The 26,029-nt window shown below is 61.5% G+C and carries 23 protein-coding genes and 1 tRNA gene; 5 read left to right on the top strand and 19 right to left on the bottom strand.

Translation table 11 applies throughout. From position 1 onward, the window contains the following. Positions 1-527 precede the first annotated feature (527 nt). The 4 genes from LB513_RS09685 (at position 528) to LB513_RS09670 (ending at position 5,071) form a co-directional block, all read left to right on the top strand. Positions 528-2,636 (top strand): hypothetical protein, encoded by a 2,109-nt coding sequence (locus tag LB513_RS09685; RefSeq protein ID WP_224663247.1) that lies wholly within the window; start codon positions 528-530, stop codon positions 2,634-2,636. Positions 2,637-2,792: 156 nt separating this feature from the next. Beyond that, a complete protein-coding gene (locus tag LB513_RS09680; protein ID WP_224663246.1) occupies positions 2,793-3,107 on the top strand; it encodes a hypothetical protein in 315 nt (104 codons plus the stop codon). A gap of 1,349 nt (positions 3,108-4,456) precedes the next feature. Further along, positions 4,457-4,762: a DUF982 domain-containing protein gene (locus LB513_RS09675; RefSeq protein WP_224663245.1), complete on the top strand. Its 306-nt coding sequence runs from the start codon at positions 4,457-4,459 to the stop codon at positions 4,760-4,762. Between the two features lie 24 nt (positions 4,763-4,786). Beyond that, the gene (locus LB513_RS09670) at positions 4,787-5,071 is read left to right on the top strand and encodes a DUF982 domain-containing protein (protein WP_224663244.1); all 285 of its coding nucleotides are present in this window, start codon (positions 4,787-4,789) and stop codon (positions 5,069-5,071) included. 152 nt (positions 5,072-5,223) lie between these two features. Here the strand turns inward: LB513_RS09670 and LB513_RS09665 are convergent. Then, a tRNA-Leu gene (locus LB513_RS09665) sits at positions 5,224-5,308 on the bottom strand. Positions 5,309-5,536: 228 nt separating this feature from the next. On the opposite strand from LB513_RS09665, the gene lipB reads away from it, so the two are divergent. Further along, on the top strand, positions 5,537-6,280 hold the full coding sequence (gene lipB / locus LB513_RS09660; protein ID WP_224663243.1) for a lipoyl(octanoyl) transferase LipB: 744 nt from the start codon (positions 5,537-5,539) through the stop codon (positions 6,278-6,280). 17 nt (positions 6,281-6,297) lie between these two features. Here the strand turns inward: lipB and LB513_RS09655 are convergent, their stop codons facing one another. The 18 genes from LB513_RS09655 to LB513_RS09570 all read right to left on the bottom strand — a co-directional run bounded on the left by LB513_RS09655 (position 6,298) and on the right by LB513_RS09570 (position 26,002). After that, complete coding sequence (locus LB513_RS09655; RefSeq protein WP_224663242.1) at positions 6,298-7,548, bottom strand: site-2 protease family protein; 1,251 nt, start codon at positions 7,546-7,548, stop codon at positions 6,298-6,300. A gap of 456 nt (positions 7,549-8,004) precedes the next feature. After that, positions 8,005-8,697: an ABC transporter ATP-binding protein gene (locus LB513_RS09650; protein ID WP_224663356.1), complete on the bottom strand. Its 693-nt coding sequence runs from the start codon at positions 8,695-8,697 to the stop codon at positions 8,005-8,007. Next, positions 8,694-9,980, bottom strand: a complete 1,287-nt coding sequence (locus LB513_RS09645; RefSeq protein ID WP_224663241.1) for a lipoprotein-releasing ABC transporter permease subunit — start codon at positions 9,978-9,980, stop codon at positions 8,694-8,696. Before LB513_RS09645 ends, LB513_RS09650 begins: the two co-directional genes overlap by 4 nt. Continuing rightward, on the bottom strand, positions 9,977-11,305 hold the full coding sequence (gene proS / locus LB513_RS09640) for a proline--tRNA ligase (RefSeq protein WP_224663240.1): 1,329 nt from the start codon (positions 11,303-11,305) through the stop codon (positions 9,977-9,979). Before proS ends, LB513_RS09645 begins: the two co-directional genes overlap by 4 nt. 630 nt (positions 11,306-11,935) lie before the next feature. Next, the gene (locus LB513_RS09635; protein WP_224663239.1) at positions 11,936-12,220 is read right to left on the bottom strand and encodes a DUF1467 family protein; all 285 of its coding nucleotides are present in this window, start codon (positions 12,218-12,220) and stop codon (positions 11,936-11,938) included. Continuing rightward, complete coding sequence (gene mce / locus LB513_RS09630) at positions 12,217-12,621, bottom strand: methylmalonyl-CoA epimerase (RefSeq protein WP_224663238.1); 405 nt, start codon at positions 12,619-12,621, stop codon at positions 12,217-12,219. The genes LB513_RS09635 and mce overlap by 4 nt, the downstream gene beginning before the upstream one ends. Positions 12,622-12,714: 93 nt before the next feature. Continuing rightward, on the bottom strand, positions 12,715-14,385 hold the full coding sequence (locus tag LB513_RS09625) for a ribonuclease J (RefSeq protein WP_224663237.1): 1,671 nt from the start codon (positions 14,383-14,385) through the stop codon (positions 12,715-12,717). Between the two features lie 116 nt (positions 14,386-14,501). Beyond that, a complete protein-coding gene (locus tag LB513_RS09620) occupies positions 14,502-15,323 on the bottom strand; it encodes a biotin--[acetyl-CoA-carboxylase] ligase (RefSeq protein ID WP_224663236.1) in 822 nt (273 codons plus the stop codon). A 5-nt stretch (positions 15,324-15,328) separates the two neighbouring features. After that, complete coding sequence (gene nuoN / locus LB513_RS09615; RefSeq protein ID WP_224663235.1) at positions 15,329-16,765, bottom strand: NADH-quinone oxidoreductase subunit NuoN; 1,437 nt, start codon at positions 16,763-16,765, stop codon at positions 15,329-15,331. A gap of 18 nt (positions 16,766-16,783) precedes the next feature. After that, positions 16,784-18,292, bottom strand: coding sequence for an NADH-quinone oxidoreductase subunit M (locus tag LB513_RS09610; RefSeq protein ID WP_224663234.1), 1,509 nt, complete (start codon positions 18,290-18,292; stop codon positions 16,784-16,786). Beyond that, positions 18,292-20,265: an NADH-quinone oxidoreductase subunit L gene (nuoL, locus tag LB513_RS09605; protein ID WP_224663233.1), complete on the bottom strand. Its 1,974-nt coding sequence runs from the start codon at positions 20,263-20,265 to the stop codon at positions 18,292-18,294. The genes LB513_RS09610 and nuoL overlap by 1 nt, the downstream gene beginning before the upstream one ends. 10 nt (positions 20,266-20,275) lie before the next feature. Then, the gene (nuoK, locus tag LB513_RS09600; RefSeq protein ID WP_019858930.1) at positions 20,276-20,584 is read right to left on the bottom strand and encodes an NADH-quinone oxidoreductase subunit NuoK; all 309 of its coding nucleotides are present in this window, start codon (positions 20,582-20,584) and stop codon (positions 20,276-20,278) included. Between the two features lies 1 nt (position 20,585). Further along, a complete protein-coding gene (locus LB513_RS09595; RefSeq protein WP_224663232.1) occupies positions 20,586-21,206 on the bottom strand; it encodes an NADH-quinone oxidoreductase subunit J in 621 nt (206 codons plus the stop codon). Between the two features lie 233 nt (positions 21,207-21,439). Further along, positions 21,440-21,931, bottom strand: a complete 492-nt coding sequence (nuoI, locus tag LB513_RS09590; RefSeq protein WP_224663231.1) for an NADH-quinone oxidoreductase subunit NuoI — start codon at positions 21,929-21,931, stop codon at positions 21,440-21,442. Continuing rightward, positions 21,931-22,128, bottom strand: coding sequence for a hypothetical protein (locus LB513_RS09585; RefSeq protein ID WP_224663230.1), 198 nt, complete (start codon positions 22,126-22,128; stop codon positions 21,931-21,933). The genes nuoI and LB513_RS09585 overlap by 1 nt, the downstream gene beginning before the upstream one ends. After that, a complete protein-coding gene (nuoH, locus tag LB513_RS09580; RefSeq protein WP_224663229.1) occupies positions 22,128-23,171 on the bottom strand; it encodes an NADH-quinone oxidoreductase subunit NuoH in 1,044 nt (347 codons plus the stop codon). The genes LB513_RS09585 and nuoH overlap by 1 nt, the downstream gene beginning before the upstream one ends. Before the next feature lie 2 nt (positions 23,172-23,173). Continuing rightward, positions 23,174-25,255, bottom strand: a complete 2,082-nt coding sequence (gene nuoG, locus LB513_RS09575) for an NADH-quinone oxidoreductase subunit NuoG (protein ID WP_224663228.1) — start codon at positions 25,253-25,255, stop codon at positions 23,174-23,176. A gap of 72 nt (positions 25,256-25,327) precedes the next feature. After that, complete coding sequence (locus LB513_RS09570) at positions 25,328-26,002, bottom strand: NADH-ubiquinone dehydrogenase (protein WP_224663227.1); 675 nt, start codon at positions 26,000-26,002, stop codon at positions 25,328-25,330. Between the last annotated feature and the right edge of the window lie 27 nt (positions 26,003-26,029).

Below are 26,029 nucleotides of genomic sequence, written 5' to 3'. Positions count from 1 at the left end.
GGTTCATGATTATGCGACAATTTGTTTGCCCCTATGTCAGCGATGGCCGGCGCTACACCGCGACGATCTGGGCAAAGAACCGGGATGACGCATCCAGGCGGATGCGCGAAATAGCATGGGGCATCGACAGCGGGCCCTCGGGCCAACCCTCCCCTCTCAGGAGGCAGCCCCAGCCGGTCCAAATCGTTGTCCTGTTGCTGATCGCCGCGGGCATTCTTGCCACGTCGACAAACTTCCTCGACCGAGAACTGCGAAAGATCGAAACGGCCGCCCACAGTAGTGGCCACCATCGTCTGGTTTAGTAAGGTCACTGGCGTAAGTCTGCCACGGTTGGCCTCAGAGTCGGGCCGGCAAACTACGATCAGCCCTAAGGCGCTTTAGTGATGATGGCTACACTGCGCAGACCAGAGGGCGGGCTACGGCAAAAGCGTGGCGCAGAAGGCAAGCGTACCCAAGCGCGCACACCGTGTGTGACAGCCCTCTGATCCATGTGACTGGATGGGACTTCGGGCCAATGAGGATGGGTAATGTCCAATGAACTGAAGATCACAAGGCGGAGGGCGTTGACCGGCATAACCGTCGCTTCGATAGCAGGGTTACCGGTTGAAAGAACCGAAGCCGCGGTTGGTGGCGAGTCGCCTCAAGCAACCAGTGAAGTTTATACTACGACAGAGACCATACCCGGAGTGAGCATCCGGGCCGAAACGAAAGCGTTTAGGACCAATGGGTACTACGAACCAGGTTCGGGTGGTGAGGCGGCGTATCGGCGGGCGCCCTCAGAACCATCGCATCGCGGCAAGGTGCAATCTGGCGATGGGAGCTGGTGGGAGTTGTTCCGACCGCAAGTTGTCACGCCATTCATGTTCGGCGCGAAGGGCGACGGCACAACGGATGATGCCTTAGCGCTCCAGTCGTTTTTCGATTACCTAAGCCTGTATGATACCGGATCTGCCGACACGTCAGGCCAATTCCTTACCTCGGCACCGTTAATGATCGGACCCAGTTCTGGGCTCATGGCTACGGCTATGATTCGTGGCAGGATGCAGATCACTGCTACAGCGCCGCTGGCTGAGATGGTAACCTTCAGGAACACTTCCCGGCTTGTTTGGGATGGTCTGTTGCTTCTCGTCGGCACAGGCGATGTAGCCTTCGAGAGCAGGACATGCGGTCACGGGGTTGTTTTTAAGGGCAACAGTCGCTTCCGGATTGGTGGACTCTCATGCCGGTTCTTCCAAGGATGGGGAGTGTATATTTCCGGCCAAAGACCGAATAACAACAATCGTGGTACTTACGGAGCTATACAAACATACGATTGCGGTTCTGGACACAGATCAGGAAGCCTAACCGCGAACTATTTATCTCGATCCGATGAGGGCCGCTCGGGCTCAGCCGCCCAGCGGACAATACTAACCGTAGATCTTCTTCCGCCGACATGGATTGATCCTTTATTGGGCCATTCACCCACATTTATCACGATTGGCAGCAAGGTTCATTATCTCTACGCAATCGACAGGAATCATAGCACGCTCTCTGTCTTTCCTTGGGTGGACCGCCAACTTTTATCAGGCCGTTTGGTCTACATGTTTGGTGGAGGGGTTATGCCCTTGGGCGGCGACGCCGGCCAATTAACCTTCTGGGGTGTCGATGCAATCCGCTGCGGCATAGCTTATGGAAGCGCCGCGCTTTATGGATCAGATGTAGCCTCTCTACAGGCACAGTCATGCGGGGCAGCTATTGCACTTGGAGCTCATCCAGCTGGTGCATCCTTCGGAGGCGTTTTTACGAAGCCGTATTTCGAAGGGAATGTTTTTGACGTTCTTCGGGTTTCCCGTGCCGCTCCTCCGCTGCTGTCATACCAGTTGGTCGACTTCACTGGGCTTGCATTGTCCAAGTGTCAGGCCGTCGGTGCGCCAAGACTTAAAGGAAACGGTATTTCGGACGTTTACAATGACATGCAAGGGGTCAAGGGCCTGACGGCGTTAGGCGTATTTGAGAAGGGCAGGAACAATTCGTGGGGCACGTCTTCAAAATTGACCTTTGCACTAGATCGGTCCGACAAGGTTCTTCATGTTCGAAGGCCCGACAACAAGCCCATCACAATCAATCTCTCTGCCGATCCCAACCTCAACGCCGCTTACGGTTACGATAGTGGGCGCCTTATTATCTCTGGCGACGGAATGCAGGAACAGCCCCGAGGCACGATCTTGTTCGTGGCTCCGCCTGGCGAAATCATCAACGGAGGAATGACCGACGCGACTGTCTCCTTCAAGGGCTTCTGGGGCCCCGCCGAGTTCACGATATTCCGACTTCCGGAAGGTGATTGGCGCGTAGTACTGGTATCCGGTCGACAAGACCCCGCTCTCGTGAAGTTCATCGCGACTGACGAAGACGCCACTCTTACGCCATGGTCAACGGCACCTCACGTTATCCACAACGCAACATTGACCTCACATCGAGCCCTGATTCTTGAGGTTGCGGATGCGGTCGCAGGGGTGACTCGATATAAAGTCACCCGCAGCGGAGGTGGCGAGTTCAACCTTAGCGTCGGCGGATTAATGAGCCTCGATCACAACAGCTTTTGCAACGTGCTATTCGATGGGTCGAAGTTTGTACTGACGGATTGCGGGAGTCTCTGATAGATGCTTACAAACATCCGCATCTCCGTCAGAATTCTTTCTTGATGCACCCTCCTATCGGAACTTAGGGCGGCGAGTTATCCGATTTGACGTCATTGGGCGATATAAAGCCGAATATGTGTCCAATAAAGCTGACGCGGAGATGGGGAACACAGCGTGAAGTGGTATCTCTACAAAGAACCGATCGTCGCTTTTTTTGGCATATCCAAAGATGCGCTGCATATTCATTTCGGCCTTGTCGCATTTGCCGGGATTGCCTTGCTATGCCGACGGCGGTCTCGTAATCCGCTCCTGATTGCGTGGATCGCAGTATTAGTGCTTGAGGTAGTGAACGAAGCGCTGGATTATCTGGATTGGAACATATTTCGCCCTGATATGGCGTCAGACCTAATAAACACGATGTTGTGGCCGTCTCTCTACTACTTGGGGGCGTGTTTATGCGCCCAATCAAGGCAGATGAAGACCGACTAGCCCGCTCGTGCTTATACCCGTGTCGGCCGCAAGTCCCCAGCCGCCGAAGCACGTCCAGCCTATATGATCTGTTGAGCGCCTACACCTTTCCGATGTCGCAGAGTAAAGGAAGGTTCTGTTCATCCCGTTCTTAAGGTCGGCCTGCCTGTTTTGCTGGCGCTATTCGATTTCGTAGGTGATCCATCGAAAGAACATGCCGATGATCGACGCCGCGGCCCCGATCACAAGGCAAGTGACCAAAATCGGGCTTTCGGATGCGCTTGGCCAACCGACAATCGCCAGAAGCACAACACTCCCGCTGGGTGGCGATTTTGGAAGTGTGGAGAATCCGCCGGCCCTGACAGCACGGCACCATCCTCTATTGTCCGATTCTTACCAAGCCTGATCGGCCCTCACAAAAAGTGTACCGCTTCTTGCACAAGGCGGATTTCCGGCAGCTCGCCTTGGACTGTAGCGCCGAAGCCTGTCCAGCGAAGTTGGTGAGCATGGGACGTGTCCGCGACAACCCAGATCCCGCGTCTAACGACCACCCATACGATCGGGATCAATTCGCCGCAAAACATGGTCTTAGCGTAAAGGCAGCGGAGGTCATCCTGTTGGCGAACGGACCGTCACGCGTGGCATGTGACGCTGCGGCCCGTGCCTTCGCTCAGGCCATTGGCGTGCGGACGAATACGCGCAAGCAAGGGGAGCGCTAGAGCGACCTCCCGGCTTAGACCGTGAGACCTCTCAACCTCATGGGAGATTGAGCCCGGTCCTTTTGTCCAGCATGACGAGGCTTATTGCGGCTGGCACCCTTTAGCTACAAAGGGTCGTTAGACTTAAAGTCGGCAACGCTGGATCTCGCCATCGTCGATGCTGTGGCGGCGCGGGAAGAAACAGGCCCGACGGCCGGAGCCAGCGGCCCGCTATGCCGAGCGACCCAGTGTCAAGGCTAAGTTTCCTGGAGCCCGGAGATGACAATAACCTGCGCCGCGATCGACCCAAGACGATCGCGCTTCAGCAATACCGGCTTTTCGTAAGCTTTCTTCATCGCGTTCTCCCTTGCTTTCCCTCGACGAGAAAGTGCCCTGCGGCCGCAACGGCTGTCAAGGAGTTGAGAACGCCGCCCGCAATACCGGGAGTTTGAACGAGCCCGCTAACAGCAAAGGGCTCGCGTTCTACGATCCTGGGCCGGAGTCCTGTCAGGCGCGGCACTGCTGGCCGGAAGTCAGCAGATATCCCGCCACCAGCGGTATCGGAAGCATCTTGACGGCGCAAATACCCGGACCCATATCGCCGGTCGGGCGTTGGCCAGCTCGGTCCTGCCCACATCGAAACTCAATTGTTCGTTCGATTTGGAGGATCCTATGAACGATCGGATGTTTGACAGTCCTGTCATTGTACGCAGCGGAGGCAGCCTGGGTCAGGAGATCGTCAGCCTGCACGATGCCCTCGAATTTCCGTCCTTGTGGCCGAAAGAAAGGCGCGGGGTAATCTATGAAACCGCCCTTCGCGCCTGCCGTAGAGCTTTCGATGGCGGATACCCGCTGTCGGCCGCACGCGATGCGTTTTGCGGCTTTGCCAAGTCGGCCAGGATTTACGAGGACATGAGCGCTGCCTTGCCTTGGGCGATCCCGGAGAATCGGTCGCGCGGCGGTGGCTTGGTTGCTTAGTGGCGGAGCGAGAGGAGGCTTGCGATGTTATCGAAACCCTTTGAGAGACCGGTTCGTGTCTGGGTTGGGCTGGGTTTCCCACGCCAACTCAACACCGTTGCCGACGCCTATCAGTTTGCCATGGAATGGTGCGGCAACAGCCCGGAACAAAAGGCGGCCGTACGCGCCTGCAAGGCCGCCTTGGCCGGAGATGTCGACGCGGAGACCGCGCGCGGCGTTTTCGTTGCCTTCGCGCGCAAGAAGGACATACTGATGGAAGATGGGATCACGATCCCCTTCCCCGGCAAACCGAAGCCCAGCCACGTCTAAGTCGCAAAAGACGCCCTCACAGAAAGCCCTGCTGGCTTCCCGCCAGCGGGCCCTGTGGGCTGGAGCAAGGATCAGAAGCGCCTAACGCCACGCCCGGCGGGCGTCGCAAAGCCCCGGCCGTTAGCAGCAAATCGACTGCAGGAAAATTTGAATGGTGCGGTCGAGAAGACTCGAACTTCCACGGGTTGCCCCACAGCGACCTCAACGCTGCGCGTCTACCAATTCCGCCACGACCGCACGTGGTAGAGCCGGAACCGACCGGCTCGCGGCGTGTAGCAAATCGTTCCCGGTGAAACAAGTGCGCGCAGAGCAATAATCGCCAGCGATTGGCCTAACGCTCTATGGAAGCGGAACGCGCGGTCCGAACTGGACCTTTCGTTCTGATGTCGCCATATGAATGGCGACGCACACCCCCAGAATTGCGAGGCGGTTTCGGGTGGAAACGCGCAAGCAAAGTGACACGCCATGCCAGACCGCAGCCAGATTGCCACGTCGTTCCTGCCCCTCCCCGGTTCGGCACCGGTGGAATGGCGCATCGAGCCCGGCCTCACCGCCTACCCCGATGCTCTCGCATTCATGGAAGCGCGCGCCCAGGCGATCCGAAGCGGAACCGCCGGCGAAATGGTCTGGCTGGTGGAGCATCCGCCGCTCTATACGGCCGGCACCAGCGCCCGCATCGAGGACCTGATCGACGCGAACCGCTTTCCGGTGTTCGCGGCGGGGCGCGGGGGCGAATATACGTATCATGGGCCGGGCCAGCGGGTCGCCTACGTCATGCTTGACCTGAAGCGGCGCCGCGAGGATGTTCGCGCCTTCGTTGCCGCCCTCGAACAGTGGATCATCGGCACGCTTGCCGCCTTCAACGTTCACGGTGAACGGCGTGAGGACCGCGTCGGCGTCTGGGTGGTGCGGCCGGATCGTCCTTCCCTGCCGGACGGCTCCCCGGCCGAGGACAAGATCGCGGCGATAGGCATCCGGCTGCGGCGATGGGTAAGCTTCCACGGCATCGCCATCAATGTCGAGCCAGATCTCAACCACTTCAGCGGCATCGTTCCGTGCGGCGTGCAAGACCACGGCGTCACCAGCCTTGTCGATCTGGGCCTGCCAGTGGGTATGGCGGACCTTGATCTGGCCCTGAGATCCGCCTTCGAAGATGTCTTCGGCCCCGCCACTGCGTTGCCCATCGAGGCGGCCCGCCAGACGGCCTGAAACCCGCTGGAAAGATCCTAGATCAACCGGGCGGACGCCCACAGCACGCCGTAGCCATGGATGATGAACACGGCCAGCAAAGCCGCGGCCATGGCCAGGCGGTCGACGGTCTGGATCGGCTGCAACTCGTAACGCGGCTTGACCCCGCTGCTCATCGTCAGAAGGCTGAGGATCGAAAAGACCGCTCCGGCGGCAAGCAGGAAGCCGGAGGAAAAGCCTGCCCGCCACCCCACGGCCAGGAAGGCCGAGAGCAGGAAGAACGAAGCTAGCGCCAGGGCGGCCGGCCCCGGGCAGATCTGCCGAAGCACCTGGCCGCCATCGAATTTCCAGACCGGCACAAGGTTGGCGATGTTGAAGAGGGCCGCGCAGCCCGCAAGCGCGGCCAGCAGGGCGGCTGAGGCCTTGTGTCCCTCGGCGCTGGCGAGCACGCTGGCGGCAATGATGATCGGCACCAGGAAGGCGGAAAAGCCCGCACCCATCAGCGCCACGAAGGCCACTTCGAAACGGCTGTTGTAGGGTCGTCCGCCAATGGCGATGCCGCCGAGCAGCGGGATGAAGATCATCCGCGCGCTGCTGTGTCCCATCAGGCGGAACGCAGCCATATGGCCGAGCTCATGCAAGGCAACCACCGACGTCAGGATCGCCGCCAGCGCCAGCCCTCCCAAATGAAGACCGAAAAACGGCCAAAGGATCAGGGCCGACAGAACGGCGAAACCGACCTGACTGAGAGGATGCTCAAACCAACCGCCCTTGCGGTAACGGCCGGTCTCGGCCCAGCGCCGCAGTTTGCCGAGCTCGCGGCGCATGGCGAAATAGCGAAACACCAGAAAGGCCAGGCCGCGATAGCGGTCGGTCTGGCTCAGCGTGACCCGCGTGCCGCCGCCTTCGCTTACCAGTTCAACGGTCTCGCGATAGTCCGTCCAGAACGAAACGTCGAGCGCGGTATCGTCGATGACGCGCATGGAAAAGCTGCTCCCCTCGACGACATCCGAGAGTTGCGATCGGCGTTCGATCGGCTTGCCGTCGCGACCTTCCCAGGACAGCATGATGCGAACCATGCCCTGCTCATCCAGAGCTTCCGCCGACAGGATTTCACCGGACCACCCGGCATCGGCGCCAAGCGGCCACAGAGCCTGCCAAAGGCGCTGACGGTCCGTTGGCACCAGGCGGCTGAGCCTCACCGTGCGCAGCCCCAGCGGAACGCTCATCAGAAGAAAGATCAGTCCGAGATTGCTGCCCACGAGGATGGCCGTGATGATGGGCGACACGCGGCGTTGCTCCTTGTCTTCGGAGCAACCTAATGTCGCTGCGGCAAGAAAAGCTTAACAGCCAGCCAGCCGGCTGGGCTTCGTCACTTCCTAGATACCACGAGGTTTACATCCAGAAGAGCGTTGCGCCCCCTGCTGGAGGGCACGGGGCGGGCCTCCTTGTTACATGGCGCCGATCCATATGGCCATGGACACAAGGAAGGCACTCATGCAAACCAGCGAGACGACATCCTGAACCAGATCGGTCATAACTCTCTCCTGTTTTTGATCCGTTCACATTTTGTTCTAATTTTGTTCGAATGTCAACGATCGTCGTGCGGCTGCGTTACGGATTCCGGGCGATCAAATCGGCAAGGTTAAGAAAGTGTTGCGGAGATCGTGTCTTGGCACCACCCGAGCGGAGCACGCGCGAAAAGCGGATCGCCTCCCAGTTACCAAGCCCGGTCCGAGAGAGGATCAGCCCGAGCCGAGAGGTACGATTTTGCCGTCGGCCAGCGTGACGCGGCGGTCCATGCGCGACGCCAGTTCGTGATTGTGGGTGGCGATCAACGCCGCGAGGCCCGATTGCTTGACCAGTGCACCCAGCGCCTCGAACACATAGGACGCGGTGACCGGATCGAGATTGCCGGTCGGCTCGTCGGCCAGCAGCACCAAAGGCGCATTGGCGACCGCGCGGGCGATGGCGACACGCTGCTGCTCGCCGCCGGAAAGCTCGGCCGGCCTGTGCGACGCCCGCTTGCCGATCTGCATGTAGTCTAGCAGCTGCGCGGCGCGCTCCGACGCTTCCTTGCGCGACAGCCCCTTGATGAGCTGCGGCATCATGATGTTCTCAAGTGCGGAGAATTCCGGCAGCAGATGATGGAACTGGTAGACGAAGCCGACATCGTTGCGGCGAATCGCGGTGCGCTCGTCGTCCGACAGGCGCCCGCAGGCACGGCCGGCCAGGATCACGTCGCCGGCGTCGGGACGCTCCAGCAGGCCCGCTGTGTGCAGCAGCGTCGACTTGCCGGTCCCCGAGGGAGCGACCAGCGCCACCATCTCGCCGCGCTTCAGCGAGAAATCCGCACCGTTGAGAATGGTAAGCTTGCGCGGCCCCTGGACATAGTGCCGCTCGACGCTCTTCAACTCGATAATGACCTCGGCCACTATTCGTACCTCAAGGCTTCGACAGGATCGAGGCGCGCCGCCCGCCATGCCGGAAACACCGTCGCCAGGAAGGATAGCCCGAGCGCCATCAGGATCACATAGGTGGTCTCGCGCGGATCCATCTTCGCCGGCAGCTGGCTGAGGAAATAGAGTTCCGGATTGAACAGCACCTTGCCGGTCATCCAGGAGAAGAACTGGCGGATGGATTCGATGTTGGTGCAGATCAACACGCCGAGCAGGACGCCGGCGAGCGTCCCTGTGACGCCAATCGCCGCCCCCGTCATCAGGAAGATGCGCAGAATGGCGCCCCGCGAGGCGCCCATGGTGCGCAGGATGGCGATGTCGTGGCCCTTGTCCTTCACCAGCATGATCAGGCCCGAAATGATGTTGAGCGCCGCCACCAGCACGATCAGGGTGAGGATCATGAACATGACGTTGCGCTCGACCTGCAGCGCCGAAAAGAAGGTTTCATTGCGCTGGCGCCAGTCGACCATGTCGATGGGCCGCTGCGCCGCCTCCTCCACCTTCGGCTTGAGCGCGTCGACATCGTCGGGATTGTCGACATAGATCTCGATCGTCTGCGCTCGGCCATCCATGTTGAAATAGAGCTGCGCTTCCGAGAACGGCATGTAGACGATGGACGTGTCATATTCCGACATGCCGACTTCGAAGATCGCCGTGATCTTGTAGCCCTTCATCCGCGGTGTCGTGCCGAGTGGCGTGACATCGCCGTCCGGCGAGATCAAGGTGATGGTGTCGCCGAGCGTCAGGCCGAGATTTTCGGCCATGCGCTTGCCGATGGCGACCCCCTCGCCACCGTCGAACTGAGCAAGCGAACCCTGCTTGATGTTGTTGGCGACAATGGAAATCTTGGCGAGATCGTCACCGCGTATGCCGCGCACCAGCGCGCCGGTGCCGCCGCCGACATTGCCCTGCGCCAGCACTTGCCCGTCGATCAGGGGAATGGCGTATTTGACGCCGGCCACGCCGTTGATGCGGCTGGCGACCTGGGCGAAGTCCTCCAGCGGTGAATCCAGCGGCTGCACGATCAAATGGCCGTTGACGCCGAGGATACGCGTCAAGAGCTCAGCCCGGAAGCCGTTCATCACCGCCATGACCACGATCAGCGTGGCGACCCCCAGCATGATGCCGAGGAACGAGATCGAGGCGATGACCGAGATTACTGTTTCCTTGCGTCGAGAGCGCAGATAGCGCCATGCCACCATGCGCTCGAAGACGGAAAAGGCGCCTGCGCCTTCCGACCGTGCCGCCACTGTCGCGCTCATGCGGCGGCACCAAAGCGCTTCTTCGCCTCGGCGATCGCCAGCGTCTCGCGCTCGCCGGTCTTGCGGTTCTTGATCTCGATCTCGCCGGCGGCCACGCCGCGCGGCCCGACGATCACCTGCCAGGGCAAGCCGATCAGGTCGGCGGTGGCGAACTTGCCACCCGGCCGCTGGTCGGTGTCGTCGTAGAGCACATCCTTGCCGGCTGCCGTGAAGGCGGCATACAGCTCGTCGCAAACACGGTCGCACTCGGCGTCGCCGGCCTTCATGCTGATCAAGCCGATGTCGAAAGGCGCCACCGCTTCCGGCCAGATAATGCCGTTGTCGTCATGGCTGGCTTCGATGATCGCCGCCACCAGCCGCGACGGGCCGATGCCGTAGGAGCCGCCGGAGACGAAATGCTCCTTGCCGTCGGGACCGGTCACCTTGGCGCCCATTGGCTTTGAATATTTGTCGCCGAAATGGAAGATGTGGCCGACTTCGATGCCGCGCGCCGAAACCCTATCGGCATCACCGATCTGGTCCCAGGCCGCGTCGTCGTGCATTTCGTCCGTGGCGGCATAGGGCGTCGTCCAGGTCGTCACGATGTCGCCGATCTCGGCGGCGTTGGCGAAGTCGGTATTCTCGCCGGGCACGTCGAGGGAGAGATAGTCGCGATGGCAGAAGACCTGGCTCTCGCCGGTCTCGGCCAGGATGATGAATTCGTGGCTGAGATCGCCGCCGATCGGTCCGGTGTCGGCCCGCATCGGGATCGCCTGCAGACCCATCCGCGTGAAGGTCCGCAGATACGACACGAACATCCTGTTGTAGGCCGCCTTTGCGCCCTCGAAATCGAGGTCGAACGAATAGGCATCCTTCATCAGGAACTCGCGCGAACGCATGACGCCGAAGCGCGGCCGCACCTCGTCCCGGAACTTCCATTGGATGTGGTAGAGATTGAGCGGCAGATCCTTGTAGGACTTGACATAGGCGCGCACGATCTCGGTGACGACCTCCTCGTTCGTCGGACCGTAGAGCATGTCGCGGTCCTGCCGGTCCTTTATGCGCAGCATTTCCTTGCCGTAGTCGTCATAGCGGCCGCTTTCGCGCCACAGATCGGCTGACTGGATCGTTGGCATTAGGATTTCCAGGGCACCGGCACGATCCTGCTCTTCGCGGATGATGCGGCAGACCTTGTCCAGAACCCGCTTGCCCAGCGGCAGCCACGAGAAACTGCCCTGCCCCTGCTGCCGGATCATGCCCGCGCGCAGCATAAGCCGGTGCGAGACGATTTCGGCCTCGCGCGGATTTTCTTTCAGGATAGGCAGGAAATAGCGCGACAAACGCATGGACTGGTCCGTGAGTGAGGAGGGCCGCGCCAGAATCGGCGCGACTTCGGCTTGCTTGACCCGGCTTCATAGCCATTTCATGGCGGAATGGGAACCCGGGCGAAGGCGGCACATCGACGCCTTCCGGGTCACGCCAAGGTCGAGAAGCGACGGGCCAGTGTCATCGGTTCTGACCCTCCAATTCTCCGGGCACGCCGACGCGGCAAGTGCGGCGAGGGCCTGGCCGAAGTTAATGATCGTTTCCCAAGCAAAGCCTGCCGCACTATTGTGCAGTGCAGCACGAGAATGCCTGTTTAGAGGCAAAATTCTTCGTGACATTTTCCATCGCGTTAGGCTAATGTGCCCCGATAACCGAGAGAGCAGAAAAAAATCTGCTCTCCTACGCGGTCAAAGTCTTGGGAGGATGCGATCTAGGCGCGGTTACTCGCTGCCGCCGGAAACCGGAAACAGATCGGACGCGTTTAAATTGCAAGGCCTCGTGCCTTGCATTTTTTTTGTGCAATCACCGGCTTGACGCAACACGCTGCCAAAACGCGTTACCTTGGCTGAGCGAATTTCCGCCCGAAGGCAGAGGCGCTCACCGGCGCCGCGCAGACTCCGAATGAACGAAGAATGCCTCTGCCAGACGCCCTATTTCGGCGAGGCTTGGCCAAATTCCGGCACGATGTGGGGGACGTCGTTGAGGCTATATCCCAACACATGCGTCAGCCAATAGAAAATGCCCATCAGGATTGCGGTGGCGATCGTCGTGCGCAGCACCGCGCGCAGCATATGCGACCCGCGCGGCGCACTCGAGACCGTGCCAAGCGTCACGTCCTGATCCTCGTCTTGCGTCTTGATGCTGAATGGCAGCACGGCAAACAGCACGACCCACCATGTCGCGAAAAACAGCGCCGTAAACGAAACCCAGCTCATGATTGCTCCAGTTCGATCAGCGTGCCGAAGAAATCCTTCGGGTGCAGGAACAGCACCGGCTTGCCATGCGCACCGATCCCCGGATTGCCGTCTCCCAGCACGCGTGCGCCCGCAGCCTCGAGCCGGTCGCGCGCGGCGATAATATTGGCGACCTCGTAGCAAAGATGATGCATGCCGCCCGCCGGGTTCTTCGCCAGGAACGCGGCGATCGGCGAGCCCTTGCCCAGCGGTTCCATAAGCTCGATCTTGGTGTTGCCGACATTGACGAAAACCACGGTCACACCGTGTTCCGGCAGCGCCTGAGGCTCGGTCACTTCGGCGCCGAGCGTGTCGCGGTAGGCGGCAACGGCCGCGTCCAGATCCGGCACCGCAAGCGCGACATGGTTCAATCGTTCGAGCATTGAGCGCTCCGCTTAGGGATCAAGGCAGCAGTGCAGTATAGAAAACAAGTGCAGCGCACGGCTGCTACTCCCTACTCCCTACTCCCTACTCCGTCACCGCGTGACGAACACCGTCACCAGCGGCTTCTTGCCCCAGGCTTCGTTGGCGGCGCCGCGCACGGCACGCCTTACCGCTTCCTGCACCATGTCGAGGTCTCTTCGACGCTGGCGGGGAATTGAGTCCACCGCGCCGATCGCCGCATCGATCATCAAATCCTCCAGCGTTTCGCCGCGAGCATCGGCCTCGGCAACGCCGATGGCAACCAGATCAGGGTCGCCGGCAAGCTCGTATTTGTCGTCGAGCACGACGTTGACCGCGACATGGCCGGCAAAGGACAGCTTGCGCCGGTCGCGGATGCCCATGGCTTGGTCGGTGCCGATCAGCCTGCCATCCTTGTAGATTCGGCCGAACGGCACCTGGCCAATGATGGTTGCAGGCCCGGGAGCGAGCCGCAGCATGTCGCCGTCGCGAACCTGCGCCACCTGGCCGATGCCGGACATCGACATCAATGACCCCTGAGCCACCAGATGCGCCGCCTCGCCATGCACGGGCACGCCGATTTGCGGGCGGACCCATTCGTACATCTTGCGGAGTTCGCTGCGGCGTGGGTGGCCGGAGACATGCACCAGCGCGTCGCCATCCTCGATGATCTTGATGCCGAGATCGATCAGCCGGTTCTTGATCTCGAGGATTGCCTTCTCGTTGCCGGGAATGGTGCGCGAGGAGAACACCACTGTATCGCCGGCCGTCAGCGACACCGATTTCATTTCGTCGCGCGACAGCTTGGCAAGAGCGGCCAGCGGCTCGCCCTGGCTGCCGGTGCAGATGATGACGAGGTTTTCGCGCGGGATGAACCCGAAATCCTCCTCGGCGATGAACTCCGGCAGGCCGTCCATGTAGCCGAGTTCGCCGGCGACATCGATGACGCGCTTCAGCGAACGGCCGAGCACCAGGCATTGCCGCCCGGCGTCGCGCGCTGCCCTGGCAATGGAAACGATACGCCCGACATTGGAGGAAAAAGTGGTGACGGCGACACGCCCCACAGCAGCCTGGATAACGCCCTTGAGGCCTTGGCCAACCGCCACTTCCGATGGTGAATCCCCTTCACGCATCGCATTGGTGGAATCGCAGATAAGCGCCAGCACGCCCTTGTCGCCATAGGCGCGGAAACGCGCCTCGTCGGTCTTGGGTCCGATCGTCGGCTCCGGATCGATCTTCCAGTCGCCCGTGTGGATGACGGTACCCGCTGGCGTGGTGATGGCCAGCGACATCGGCTCGGGAATCGAGTGCGCCACCGGAATGGCCTCGATCTGGAACGGCCCGACCGTGAACGTCTCGCCCGGCCTGTAGATCGTCACCGGTATTTTCGGCGCGCCATGCTCGCCCTGTCGCTTGGCGTCCAGCAATCCGGCGCTGAACGGCGTCATCCAGACCGGCACTTTGAGCTTTGGCCAGGTGTCGAGCAGCGCGCCGTAATGGTCCTCATGCGCATGGGTGATGATGATCCCGCGCAGATTGGCGAGGTTCTCCTCGATGAAGCGTGTGTCGGGCAGCACAAGGTCCACCCCCGGCAGGCTGGCATCCGGAAACGTCACGCCGACATCGATGACGATCCACTCCCGCGCGCTGGCCGGGCCATAGCCGTAGAGGGCGAAGTTCATGCCGATCTCGCCAACGCCGCCGAGCGGCACGAAGACGAGTTCGGCGTTTGCCGCTTGCGCCATGATTTTATCCTTCCTGGCCCCGGGCCAGCCCAAAAAAGCAATTCCGGGAAAACTGTTTAACGATTTCCGTCACGAATTGCGCAAAAACAAAGAGGTAGAGCCGATCCCGAACAGCCCTAGGCCCCGGCCGAGGCGACCGCGCCGAAATGCACGTCACCGGCGGCGATCGTTTGAACCGAACCTCTATCGTCGCGGATCACGAAACGGCAGTCCTCGTCAATGGTTTCGAACACGCCGCGCACCACCTTGCCGTCAATCCTGACCGCAACCTCGCTGCCCAGCCCCGCCGCGCGCGCCAGCCAGCGCCGCCTGACGGCGGCAAGGCCGCGGCCTTCATCCCAAAGGCGGATATTCTCGCTCCAGGCGTCCGATAAGGCCAGGAACAGCGTGTCCGCGTCGCAGCCAGCGCCCAAGGCCCGCAGCGATGTCGCCGGATAGGGCAAATCCTCCGGATATGCCACCACGTTGACCCCAATACCGACAGCCACCGCGAAGCGACCACTGTCGAGGATGGCCGATTCCAGCAGAATGCCGGCGAGCTTGGCGCCCGAAGCCAGCACGTCATTCGGCCATTTCAGTTCGAAACGATTCTGGCCCGCGCTTGCACCGTCGACGCCAATGGCGATGCGCCCCTTCGGCACCACGGCGTCGAGCGCGTCGGCCAGCGCCAAACCGGCCACGAAGCCCATCGTCGCGGCAAGGCGCAGTTCGCCGTTGGTGATGACGAGCAGCGTCGCGGCGAGGTTGCCTTCGGGCGTCGCCCAGACGCGCCCGCGCCGCCCGCGCCCGCTTTCCTGCTTGCTGGAAACGACCCAGAGTTTTCCGGGATCTCCGGCCCTGGCGTGTTCCAGCGCCACCGTGTTGGTGGAGCCGATACTGTCATGCGCCTCGAGCCGGAAGCCTTCCGCAGCCGAGGTTGGAGCCAGCCGAAACGTCATGCCGTCTAGAAGAACGTCTTCGCGGCGGCTTCGGCATAGGTGCCGATCGGCCCGCCGATCAGCACATAGAACAGCACGAAGGCGCCGGAGACGCCGAGCACAAGGCGCAGTTCGCTGCCCATCGGCAGGAAGCCGCCGACGGGCTCGTCGAACCACATGATCTTGATGATGCGAAGGTAGTAATAGGCACCCACCACCGACGACAGTACGCCGATGATTGCCAGTGCGTAGAGATGGGCATTGATGGAAGCGAGGAAGACGTACCATTTCGCCCAGAACCCGGCGAGCGGCGGAATGCCGGCCAGCGAGAACATCAGGATGGTGAGGATCGTCGCCATGACCGGATTGGTCGATGACAGGCCGGCCAGGTCGCTGATCTGCTCGACATGGCCTTCCTTGCGCCGCATGGCGAGGATGAAGGCGAAGGTGCCGAGCGTCATCACCAGATAGATCAGCATGTAGATGGCAACGCCGCGCACGCCTGCCTCGCTGTTGGCCGCGAGGCCGACGAGCGCATAACCCATATGGCCGATTGAGGAATAGGCCATGAGGCGCTTGATGTTGGTCTGGCCGATGGCCGCGAAGGAGCCGAGCACCATCGAGGCGATAGAAATGAAGACGATGATCTGCTGCCAGTCAGACGCGATCGGCTTGAACGCGCCCATGGTCACGCGCACCATCAGCGCCATTGCCGCCATCTTCGGCGCCGCCGCCAGGAATGCCGTCACCGGGGTCGGCGCGCCCTCATAGACGTCGGGCGTCCACATGTGGAAGGGCACCGCCGAGATCTTGAAGGCTATTCCCGCCAATACGAAAACCAGGCCGAAAACCAGTCCAAGCTGGCGCTCGCCGCTGCCGAGCGCGGTCGCGATTTCCTGGAAGCCGGTATTGCCGGTGTAGCCGTAGACCAGGCTGATGCCGTAGAGCAGCATGCCCGACGAGAGCGCACCAAGGACGAAGTATTTCAACCCGGCTTCGGTGGAACGCAGATTGTCGCGGTGGATCGCAGCAAGCACGTAGATGGCCAGCGACTGCAGTTCGAGCCCCAGATAAAGCCCGATCATGCCGTTGGCCGAGATCATAAGCATCATGCCGAGCGTGCACAGAAGCACCAGCACCGGATATTCGAACTTATCGAAATGCTCCGCCTTGGCGAAACGCACGGACATCAGCAGCGTCACCGCCGATCCGATGAGCGCCAGCACCTTCATGAAGCGCGAGAAGGAATCCTGGATAAAGGCATTGCCGAAGGCGCTGCCCTGACCGGAGTAGAGAATCAACCACCCGCCAGCGATCACCAGCACTGCGACCGCCAGGCCGGTGACCAGGGTGCTTGTGTTGGCACGCGAATACGCGCCGACCATCAAAAGCGCGAGGGCTCCGGCGGCAAGGATCAACTCCGGCGTGGAGAGCGAAAGACTGGCGAAAAGGTCCGGCGTCATGGTTCGCAAAACCCCTGGTCAGTTCGCCGCCGCGGTTTGCGCGGCGCCGATGGATGCAGTGACATTGGTGACGAGCGACTTGACCGATTCGGCCGTCGCGTCGAAGACGGGAGCGGGATAGACGCCGAAGAAGATGACCAGCACCACCAGCGGATAGATGATCGCCTTCTCGCGTGTCGACAGGTCGAGCAGGCCCTTGAGGCTATCCTTCGTCAGGGCACCGAAGATCACCCGACGATAGAGCCAGAGCGCATAGGCGGCAGACAGGATAACGCCGGTGGCCGCGAAGAACGCCACCCAGGTGTTGACCCGAAACACGCCGAGCATGGTCAGGAACTCGCCGATGAAACCCGAGGTCCCCGGCAGGCCGACATTGGCCATGGTGAAGATCAGGAACACGGTCGCGTATTTCGGCATGTTGTTGACCAGGCCGCCATAGGCCGCGATCTCACGTGTGTGCATGCGGTCATAGATGACGCCGACACACAGGAACAGCGCGCCCGATACCAGCCCGTGGCTCAGCATCTGGAAGATGGCGCCCTGCACGCCTTCCTGGTTCATGGCGAAGATGCCCATGGTCACGAAGCCCATATGGGCGACCGACGAATAGGCGATCAGCTTCTTCATGTCCTGCTGCATCAGCGCCACCAGCGAGGTGTAGATGATTGCGACGACGGAGAGCGCGAAGACCAATGGCGCGAACATCTCGGACGCCAGCGGGAACATCGGCAGCGAGAAGCGCAGGAAGCCGTAGCCGCCCATCTTCAAGAGAATGCCCGCCAGGATCACCGAGCCGGCCGTAGGCGCCTCGACATGCGCGTCGGGCAGCCAGGTATGGACCGGCCACATCGGCATCTTCACCGCGAAGGAGGCGAAGAAGGCGAGCCACAGCCATGTCTGCATGTTGGCCGGGAAATTATGCGTCAGCAGCGTTGGGATGTCGGTCGTGCCGGACTCGAAGAACATCGCCATGATGGCGAGAAGCATCAGCACCGAACCGGCCAGCGTGTAGAGGAAGAACTTGAATGAGGCGTAGACGCGCCGCTTGCCGCCCCATACGCCGATGATGATGAACATCGGGATCAGGCCGGCTTCGAAGAAGACGTAGAACAGCACGATGTCCAGCGCGCAGAACACGCCGATCATCAGCGTCTCGAGCAGCAGGAAGGCGATCATATAGGCCTTGACGCGCTTCTCGATCGATTCCCACGAGGCCAGGATGCAGAGCGGCATCAGGAATGTCGTCAGGATGACGAAGAGCATCGAGATGCCGTCGACACCCATGTGATAGGAAATGCCGGAGTCGAGCCAGGCGACCTTTTCGACGAACTGGAAGCCGGCCTGCGAATTGTCGAAACCGGTCCAGATGAACAGCGAGACAAGGAAGGTGAACGTCGTCGTCAGCAGCGCGATAGCGCGGATGTTGCGGCGCGCATTGTCGCTGTCATCCCTGATGAACAGGATGAGCAACACACCAACGAGCGGAAGGAAGGTGACCAGCGAGAGAAGATTGGACCAGGCGGTCATCAGAGCATCATCCAGGTGACGAGTGCGGCAACGCCGATCAGCATGGCGAACGCATAATGGTAGAGGTAGCCGGTCTGCAGCTTCATGGCGCGGTCGGTGATATCGACGACGCGCGCCGAAATGCCATCCGGCCCGATCCCATCGATGATGGTGCCGTCGCCGGTCTTCCACAGGAAGGTGCCAAGGCGCTTGGCCGGCCGCACGAACAGGAAGTCATACAGCTCGTCGAAATACCACTTGTTGAGCAGGAAGGCGTAGAGCCCGCGATGCTGGGCGGCGAGGTTGACGGGCATCTCCGGCGAGCGGATGTAGAACTTCCAGGCCAGCGCGAAGCCGATGAGCATGGCGATGAAGGGCGACAGTTCGACCCACAGCGGCAGTTCATGGATCTCGTGCAGGATATGATTGTCCGGCAGCGTGAACAGCGACGCCTTCCAGAAGTCGGCGTAACCTTCGCCGATGAAGAAGCCATGGAAGATGATGCCGGCAAACAGGGCGCCCGCCGCCAGGATGAACAGAGGCACCAGCATCACCGGCGGCGATTCATGGACATGGTGCATCACATCGTGGCTGGCCCGTGGCTTGCCGTGGAAGGTCATGAAGATCAGCCGCCAGGAATAGAAGGAGGTGAAGCAGGCGGCGACGACCAGCAGAACAAAGGCGAGGCCTGCGACCGCATTGTGGCCGGCAAAGGCGGTTTCGATGATGGCGTCCTTGGAGAAGAAGCCGGCAGTGCCGATGACCGTCACCGGTATGCCGACGCCGGTCAGCGCCAGCGTGCCGATCACCATCATCCAGTAGGTGGTCGGGATCAGCTTCCGCAAGCCGCCCATCCTGCGCATGTCCTGCTCGTCGGAAACGGCATGGATGACCGAGCCCGACCCAAGGAACAGCAGCGCCTTGAAGAAGGCATGGGTGAACAGGTGGAAGATGGCCGCACCATAGGCGCCGACGCCGAGCGCCACGAACATGTAGCCCAGCTGCGAGCAGGTCGAATAGGCGATGACGCGCTTGATGTCGTTTTGCACCAGGCCGACGGTCGCCGCGAAGAACGCGGTGAAAGCGCCGATGAATGTGACAACGGTCAGCGCCGAATGCGACAGCTCGAACAGCGGCGAAAGCCGCGCCAGCATGAACACGCCGGCCGTCACCATTGTGGCCGCGTGGATCAGCGCGGACACCGGCGTCGGACCTTCCATTGCGTCCGGCAGCCAGGTGTGCAGCGGCACCTGCGCCGACTTGCCCATGGCGCCCATGAACAGCAGCAGGCAAACGATGGTCATGGCCCCCTGCCGATCCAGCGCATGGCCGAGAAAGGTCAGGACGGCAGCGCCATGCGGCGCGCCTTCAGCGGGGATGAAGGTGGCAGCATTGGCGAAGATTGTGCTGAGATTCACGGACCCAAACAGCACGAACACGCCGAAGATGCCGAGCGCGAAACCGAAATCGCCGACGCGGTTGACGACGAAGGCCTTTATTGCTGCGGCGTTGGCCGACGGCTTCTTGTACCAGAAGCCGATCAGCAGGTAGGACGCAAGGCCAACACCTTCCCAGCCGAAGAACATCTGCACCAGATTGTCCGACGTCACCAGCATCAGCATGGCGAAGGTGAACAGCGACAGATAGGCAAAAAAGCGCGGCCGGTTCGGGTCGTGGTGCATGTAGCCGATCGAATAAATGTGGACCAGTGCCGACACCGTGTTGACCACCACCAGCATCACCACCGTCAGCGTATCGATCCGCAACGCCCACGACGCTTCGACGCCGCCCGACTGGATCCAGCGCATCACCGGCACGGTGAACGCTTGCGCCTCGCCGAAGCCGACGCTGAAGAACGCAACCCATGACAGCACCGCTGATATCACCAGGAACCCGGAGGTGATGTATTCGGACGCCTTGGCGCCCAGCGACGTGCCGAACAGGCCGACGATCAGGAAGCCGAGCAGGGGAAGGAAGACGATGGCCTGATACATGGTGGTTCCGTCAACCCTTCATCATGTTCACGTCTTCGACCGCGATCGAGCCGCGGTTGCGGAAGAAGACGACGAGAATGGCAAGTCCGATGGCAGCCTCTGCCGCTGCGACCGTCAGCACGAACAGTGCGAACACCTGGCCCACCAGATCGCCCAGCGCCGCCGAGAAGGCGACGAAGTTGATGTTGACCGCCAGCAGGATCAGCTCGACCGACATCAGGATGACGATGACGTTCTTGCGATTGAGGAAGATGCCGAACACGCCGAGCGTGAACAGGATCGCCGATACGGTCAGATAATGCGCGATGCCGACAACCATCTCAGAGCCCCTCGCCCGACTTGACCTTGCGGATTTCCATGCCTGTCGCCGGCGTGCGGGCGACCTGGGCCGCGATAGACTGCCGCTTGACGCCTTCCTTGTGGCGCAGCGTCAAAACGATCGCGCCGATCATGGCCACCAGCAGGATGAGGCCCGAAACCTGGAAGTAATAGAGATAGTCCGTGTAGAGTATGTCGCCGAGGGCGGCGGTGTTCGAACGCGCCACGAGATCGGGGATGGGTTTCGACACTGTCGAGGCCAGTTGTGGCGCGAAGGTGTAGCCGCCGAGCACGACGATCAGCTCCGCCGCCAGGATCAGCCCGACAAGCGCGCCGATCGGCGCATATTGCAGGGCGCCGCTCTTCAGTTCGGCAAAGTCGACGTCGAGCATCATGACGACGAACAGGAACAGCACCATGACCGCGCCAACATAGACGACGAGCAGGATCATCGCCAGGAACTCGGCGCCGGTCAGCATGAACAGGCCGGCCGCATTGAAGAAGGTCAGGATGAGGAACAGCACCGAATGCACGGGGTTGCGCGACGAAATGACCATGAACGCCGATGCCACTGCGACAAAGGCGAAGAGGTAGAAAAAGGCCGCCTCTAGTCCACTCAGCATGGGTTCCCCCGGGTTCCTGTTCGAACATGGCGCTGACGCCGCGTCCGATATTTGCGACCGCCTCCGGTCGGCAAGGTGCGTGTTCCTAGCCCATGTTCCGATCGGGTTGAAAGACCTGATCGATAGAAACATGGGCCATTCTGAATTCCGGAAGATGATCTCGTCCGAAAAGCCTGCAACTTTTCGGGATCATCCTCTGGACGAGGCCCCTCGCCCCGTCCTTGCGTCAAATATCAGCGATAGGGCGAGTCCAGCGAGATGTTGCGCGCCAGTTCGCGCTCCCACCGGTCGCCATTCGCCAACAGCCTCTCCTTGTCGTAGTAGAGTTCCTCACGCGTCTCCGTCGCGAACTCGAAATTGGGCCCCTCGACGATGGCGTCGACAGGGCAGGCTTCCTGGCAGAAGCCGCAATAAATGCACTTCACCATGTCGATGTCGTAGCGCACCGTGCGGCGCGTGCCGTCATTGCGGCGCGGCCCCGCCTCGATGGTGATGGCCTGTGCCGGGCAGATCGCCTCGCACAATTTGCAGGCGATACAGCGTTCCTCGCCATTGGGATAGCGCCGCAGGGCGTGCTCGCCCCGGAAGCGCGGGCTGGTCGGCCCCTTCTCGTGCGGATAGTTGATCGTCTCCTTCGGCGCGAAGAACTGGCGCATCGACAGGAAGAAGGCGCTGACGAAATCCTGCAGCAGCAGCGATTTTGCGGCTTGAGCGAGCGCACCCATCAAAGAGCTCCCGATAGTTTCATACCCTGAACCCATCCGACAATCGGCAGAAAGACAAAACCGAACAACGCCACGCCCCTGAGGATACCTCGGCCTGGCGTAGGAAACTCAGGCTTCAGCCAATAGCTGCGAAGCAGAAAGAATTCGACCGTTGCAAACACGAAGCCTACGATCGCCCCACCAATTTCATAGGACATCACGCAAACCCCGTGATCTTGAGGAAGGCCGCGGTGAGGACGACCATGAACAGCGAGATCGGCAAGAACACTTTCCAGCCGAGCCGCATCAGCTGGTCATAGCGGTAGCGCGGCACGAAGGCCTTCACCATGGAGATGCCGAAGAACACGAAGCACACCTTCAGCACGAACCAGATGACGCCCGGCACCCAGGTGAACGGCGCGAAGTTGAACGGGGGCAGCCAGCCGCCGAGGAACAGGATTGTGGCTAGCGCGCACATCAGCACGATGGCGACATATTCGCCGAGGAAGAACAGCAGGAACGGCGTCGACGAATATTCGACCATGTGGCCGGCGACCAGTTCCGATTCGGCTTCCACCAGGTCGAAGGGCGGCCGGTTGGTCTCGGCCAGCGCCGAGATGAAGAAGATGACGAACATGGGGAACAGGGCCAGCCAGTTCCAGTCGAGGAAGGTGTTGGGCAGGCCAAGTCGCGTGCCCAACCCGTCATGCTGCGACAGCACGATGTCGGTCAGGTTGAGCGAGCCGGCGGTGAGCAGCACCGTGACGATGACGAAACCGATCGAGACTTCGTAGGACACCATCTGGGCGGCCGAACGCAACGCGCCGAGAAATGGATATTTGGAGTTGGACGCCCAGCCACCCATGATCACGCCGTAGACCTCCAGCGAGGAGACGGCGAAGACATAGAGGATGCCGATATTCACGTTGGCGACGGCCCAGCCATTGCTGACCGGAATGACCGCCCAGGCCGAGATCGCCAGCACCGCCGATACCAGCGGCGCCAGCAGGAACACACCTTTGTTGGCGCCCGATGGGATCACCGGCTCCTTGAAGACGAACTTCAACAGGTCGGCGAAGGCCTGCAGCGTGCCCCAGGGGCCGACGACGTTGGGGCCGCGGCGCAGTTGCACGGCCGCCCAGATCTTGCGGTCGGCGTAGAGGACGTAGGCGACGAAGATCAGCAGCACGACGATCAGCACGACCGACTTCAGCAGGATGATCAGCGCCGGCAGCACGTAGAAGGAAAAGAAAGTATCCATGCTTATTCCGCCGCCTGCTTGAAGCCGCTCTTGGCCAGTGCCGAACATTCCGCCATCACGGCCGAAGCCCGCGCGATCGGATTGGTCAGGTAGAAATCCGTGACCGGAGATGTAAAGGCGCCCTTGTTCAGCTGCCCGCCAATCAGCGCCAGCTTGGCCACATCCTCGGCGTTGCCGGCTTCGACCTGATCGATGCGAGCCATATGCGGGTAGTCGCCATACAATTTCGCGCGCAGCTGCGCCAGCGAATCGAACGGCAGCTTCTTGCCCAGCACATCGGACAGCGCCCGCAGGATCGCCCAGTCCTCGCGCGCCTCGCCCGGCGCGAAGCCGGCACGGTTGGTCTGCTGCACGCGGCCTTCCGTGTTGACATAGGTGCCCGACTTTTCGGTATAGGCCGCCGCCGGCAGGATGACATTGGCGCGGTGCGCGCCCTGGTCGCCATGTGTACCGATATAGACGACGAAAGCGCCGCCAGTCCTAGCCATGTCGATCTCGTCGGCGCCGAGCAGGAACAGAAGTTCCATCTCGCCCAGCATGCCCGCGACATCCTTGCCGCCCTCGCCCGGCACGAAGCCGAGATCGAGACCGCCGACGCGGCCAGCCGCATTGTGCAGCACCGCAAAGCCGTTCCAATCCGCCCGCGCCGCGTTGACGGCGCCGGCGAGCCGTGCCGCCTGGCCGAGCACCGCCGCGCCGTCGGCACGCGCCAGGGCGCCTTGGCCGACGATGATGAGCGGATGCGTAGCCTTCTTCAGCTTCTGGAAGAACTTCCCATTGCCGTCTGCCAGATCCTTCAGCGAATCCGGCCCCGCGCCCAGCTGCTCGTAATCATAGCGCGTATCGCCGACATCGCCGATCACACCGACGGGCAGATTGCCCAGCCGCCAGCGCTTGCGGATGCGGGCATTGAGCAGTGAGGCTTCATAGCGCGGATTGGCGCCGATGATTAGCACCGCGTCAGCCTGCTCGATGCCTTCGATGGTAGGGTTGAAAATATAGCTGGCCCGGCCAAACGCCGGGTCAAGCGCGGCGCCGTCCTGACGGCAATCCGTGTTCTTCGAGCCGAGCGAGGCCATCAGCTGCTTCAGCGCGTAGATCTCCTCGACAGCGGCGAGATCGCCGGCAATAGCGCCAATTTTCTCGGGCGCCGTCTTCGACACCGCGTCCTTGATCGCAGCGAACGCCTCGGCCCAACTGGCCGCAACGAGCTTGCCGTCCCTGCGCACATAGGGACGGTCGAGGCGCTGCGTGCGCAGGCCGTCCCAGATGAAGCGGGTCTTGTCGGAGATCCATTCCTCGTTCACCGCCTCGTTGACACGCGGCAGGATGCGCATCACTTCACGGCCGCGACTGTCGACGCGGATCGCCGAGCCGACAGCGTCCATCACGTCGATGGATTCGGTCTTGCTCAGTTCCCACGGCCGCGCCTGGAAGGCAAAAGGCTTCGAGGTCAGCGCGCCGACCGGGCACAGGTCGATCACATTGCCCTGCAGTTCCGAAGTCATCGCCTGTTCGAGATAGGTGGTGATCTCCGCATCCTCGCCTCGCCCGATCAGGCCGAGCTCCGAAATGCCGGCGACCTCCGTGGTGAAGCGCACGCAGCGCGTGCAGTGGATGCAGCGGTTCATCACCGTCTTGACCAGCGGGCCGATATACTTGTCCTCGACCGCACGCTTGTTCTCGTGATAGCGCGATGAATCCACGCCGAAGGCCATCGCCTGGTCCTGCAGGTCGCACTCGCCGCCCTGGTCGCAGATCGGGCAATCCAGCGGATGGTTGATCAGCAGGAACTCCATCACGCCTTCCCTGGCCTTCTTGACCATCGGCGTGTTGGTAAAGATTTCCGGCGCTTCGCCATTCGGCCCCGGACGAAGGTCGCGCACATTCATGGCGCAGGACGCCTGCGGCTTGGGCGGTCCGCCCTTAACCTCGATCAGGCACATGCGGCAATTGCCGGCGATCGACAACCGCTCGTGGAAGCAGAAGCGCGGCACTTCCGCGCCCGCGTCCTCTGCTGCCTGCAGCAGCGTGTAGTGGTCGGGTACAGTGATCTCTTTCCCGTCGACCTTGAGCTTTGCCATTCGCCTCGAACCCCTGCGGATTTCCCGCAATCTCAATTTCCGGGCGCGGCACAAGCCGCACCCGGCATTTCATCATTTCGTGGCGGCCAACGCCGCCGCCCGGGCAATCCAATCATCGCGGCCGACCCGGCCGGTGAGCGAAAGATAATCCTCGACCCAGGCGATCTCGTCCGGCGTCCATGCGGCGATCTGCGCATAGGTCCAGATGCCGAGGCCGTTGAGCACCTTCTCGAGCTTCGGGCCGATGCCCGGTATCGCTTTGAGGTCCGACGGCTTCGCCGGGCGATCCATGGCTATCGGCTGCCGCAATTCCCTCGGCGACACCTTGGCCGGCGCGGCCGTCGCCCGCTCTGTCTCCACGGCCTCGCGGGCGACCATGTCCGTCACGTCCTGCGCGAAGGATTGCGCCTCCGCGATAAGTGTCCTGGTTGCCGCACGGGCCTTGGAGGCAGTCTTGGCCGTCTGCGAGACCCGCTGCGCGCGCGCCTCGAAATCGTCGACGATGGGCTGCATCATGCGCTGCGAAGCTTCCGCCGCGCCGCTGAAAGCGCCCATCCACACGCCGAACGCATGGTTGGCGAGGCCGATGCCGAGCGCCGACATTGCCGCCGCACCCGCGACAGGATGCGCGAAAAGGTTGACGGCGCTCGCCATCTCCTTCGGCATCATCCTGATCAGGTCCTGGTTCATCTTCTCGATCTGGTCCAGATTGGCCAACAATGGGTAGGCTTTCGAATAGGGCGACATTGGATCTCCTTAGTCGTTTCTTCGTGT

The sequence above is a fragment of the Mesorhizobium sp. ES1-1 genome (assembly GCF_020164785.1).
Lineage (GTDB): Bacteria > Pseudomonadota > Alphaproteobacteria > Rhizobiales > Rhizobiaceae > Mesorhizobium.
Note: the sequence above shows the minus strand (reverse complement) of the source record. Positions and strands in the feature narration are given on the sequence as shown.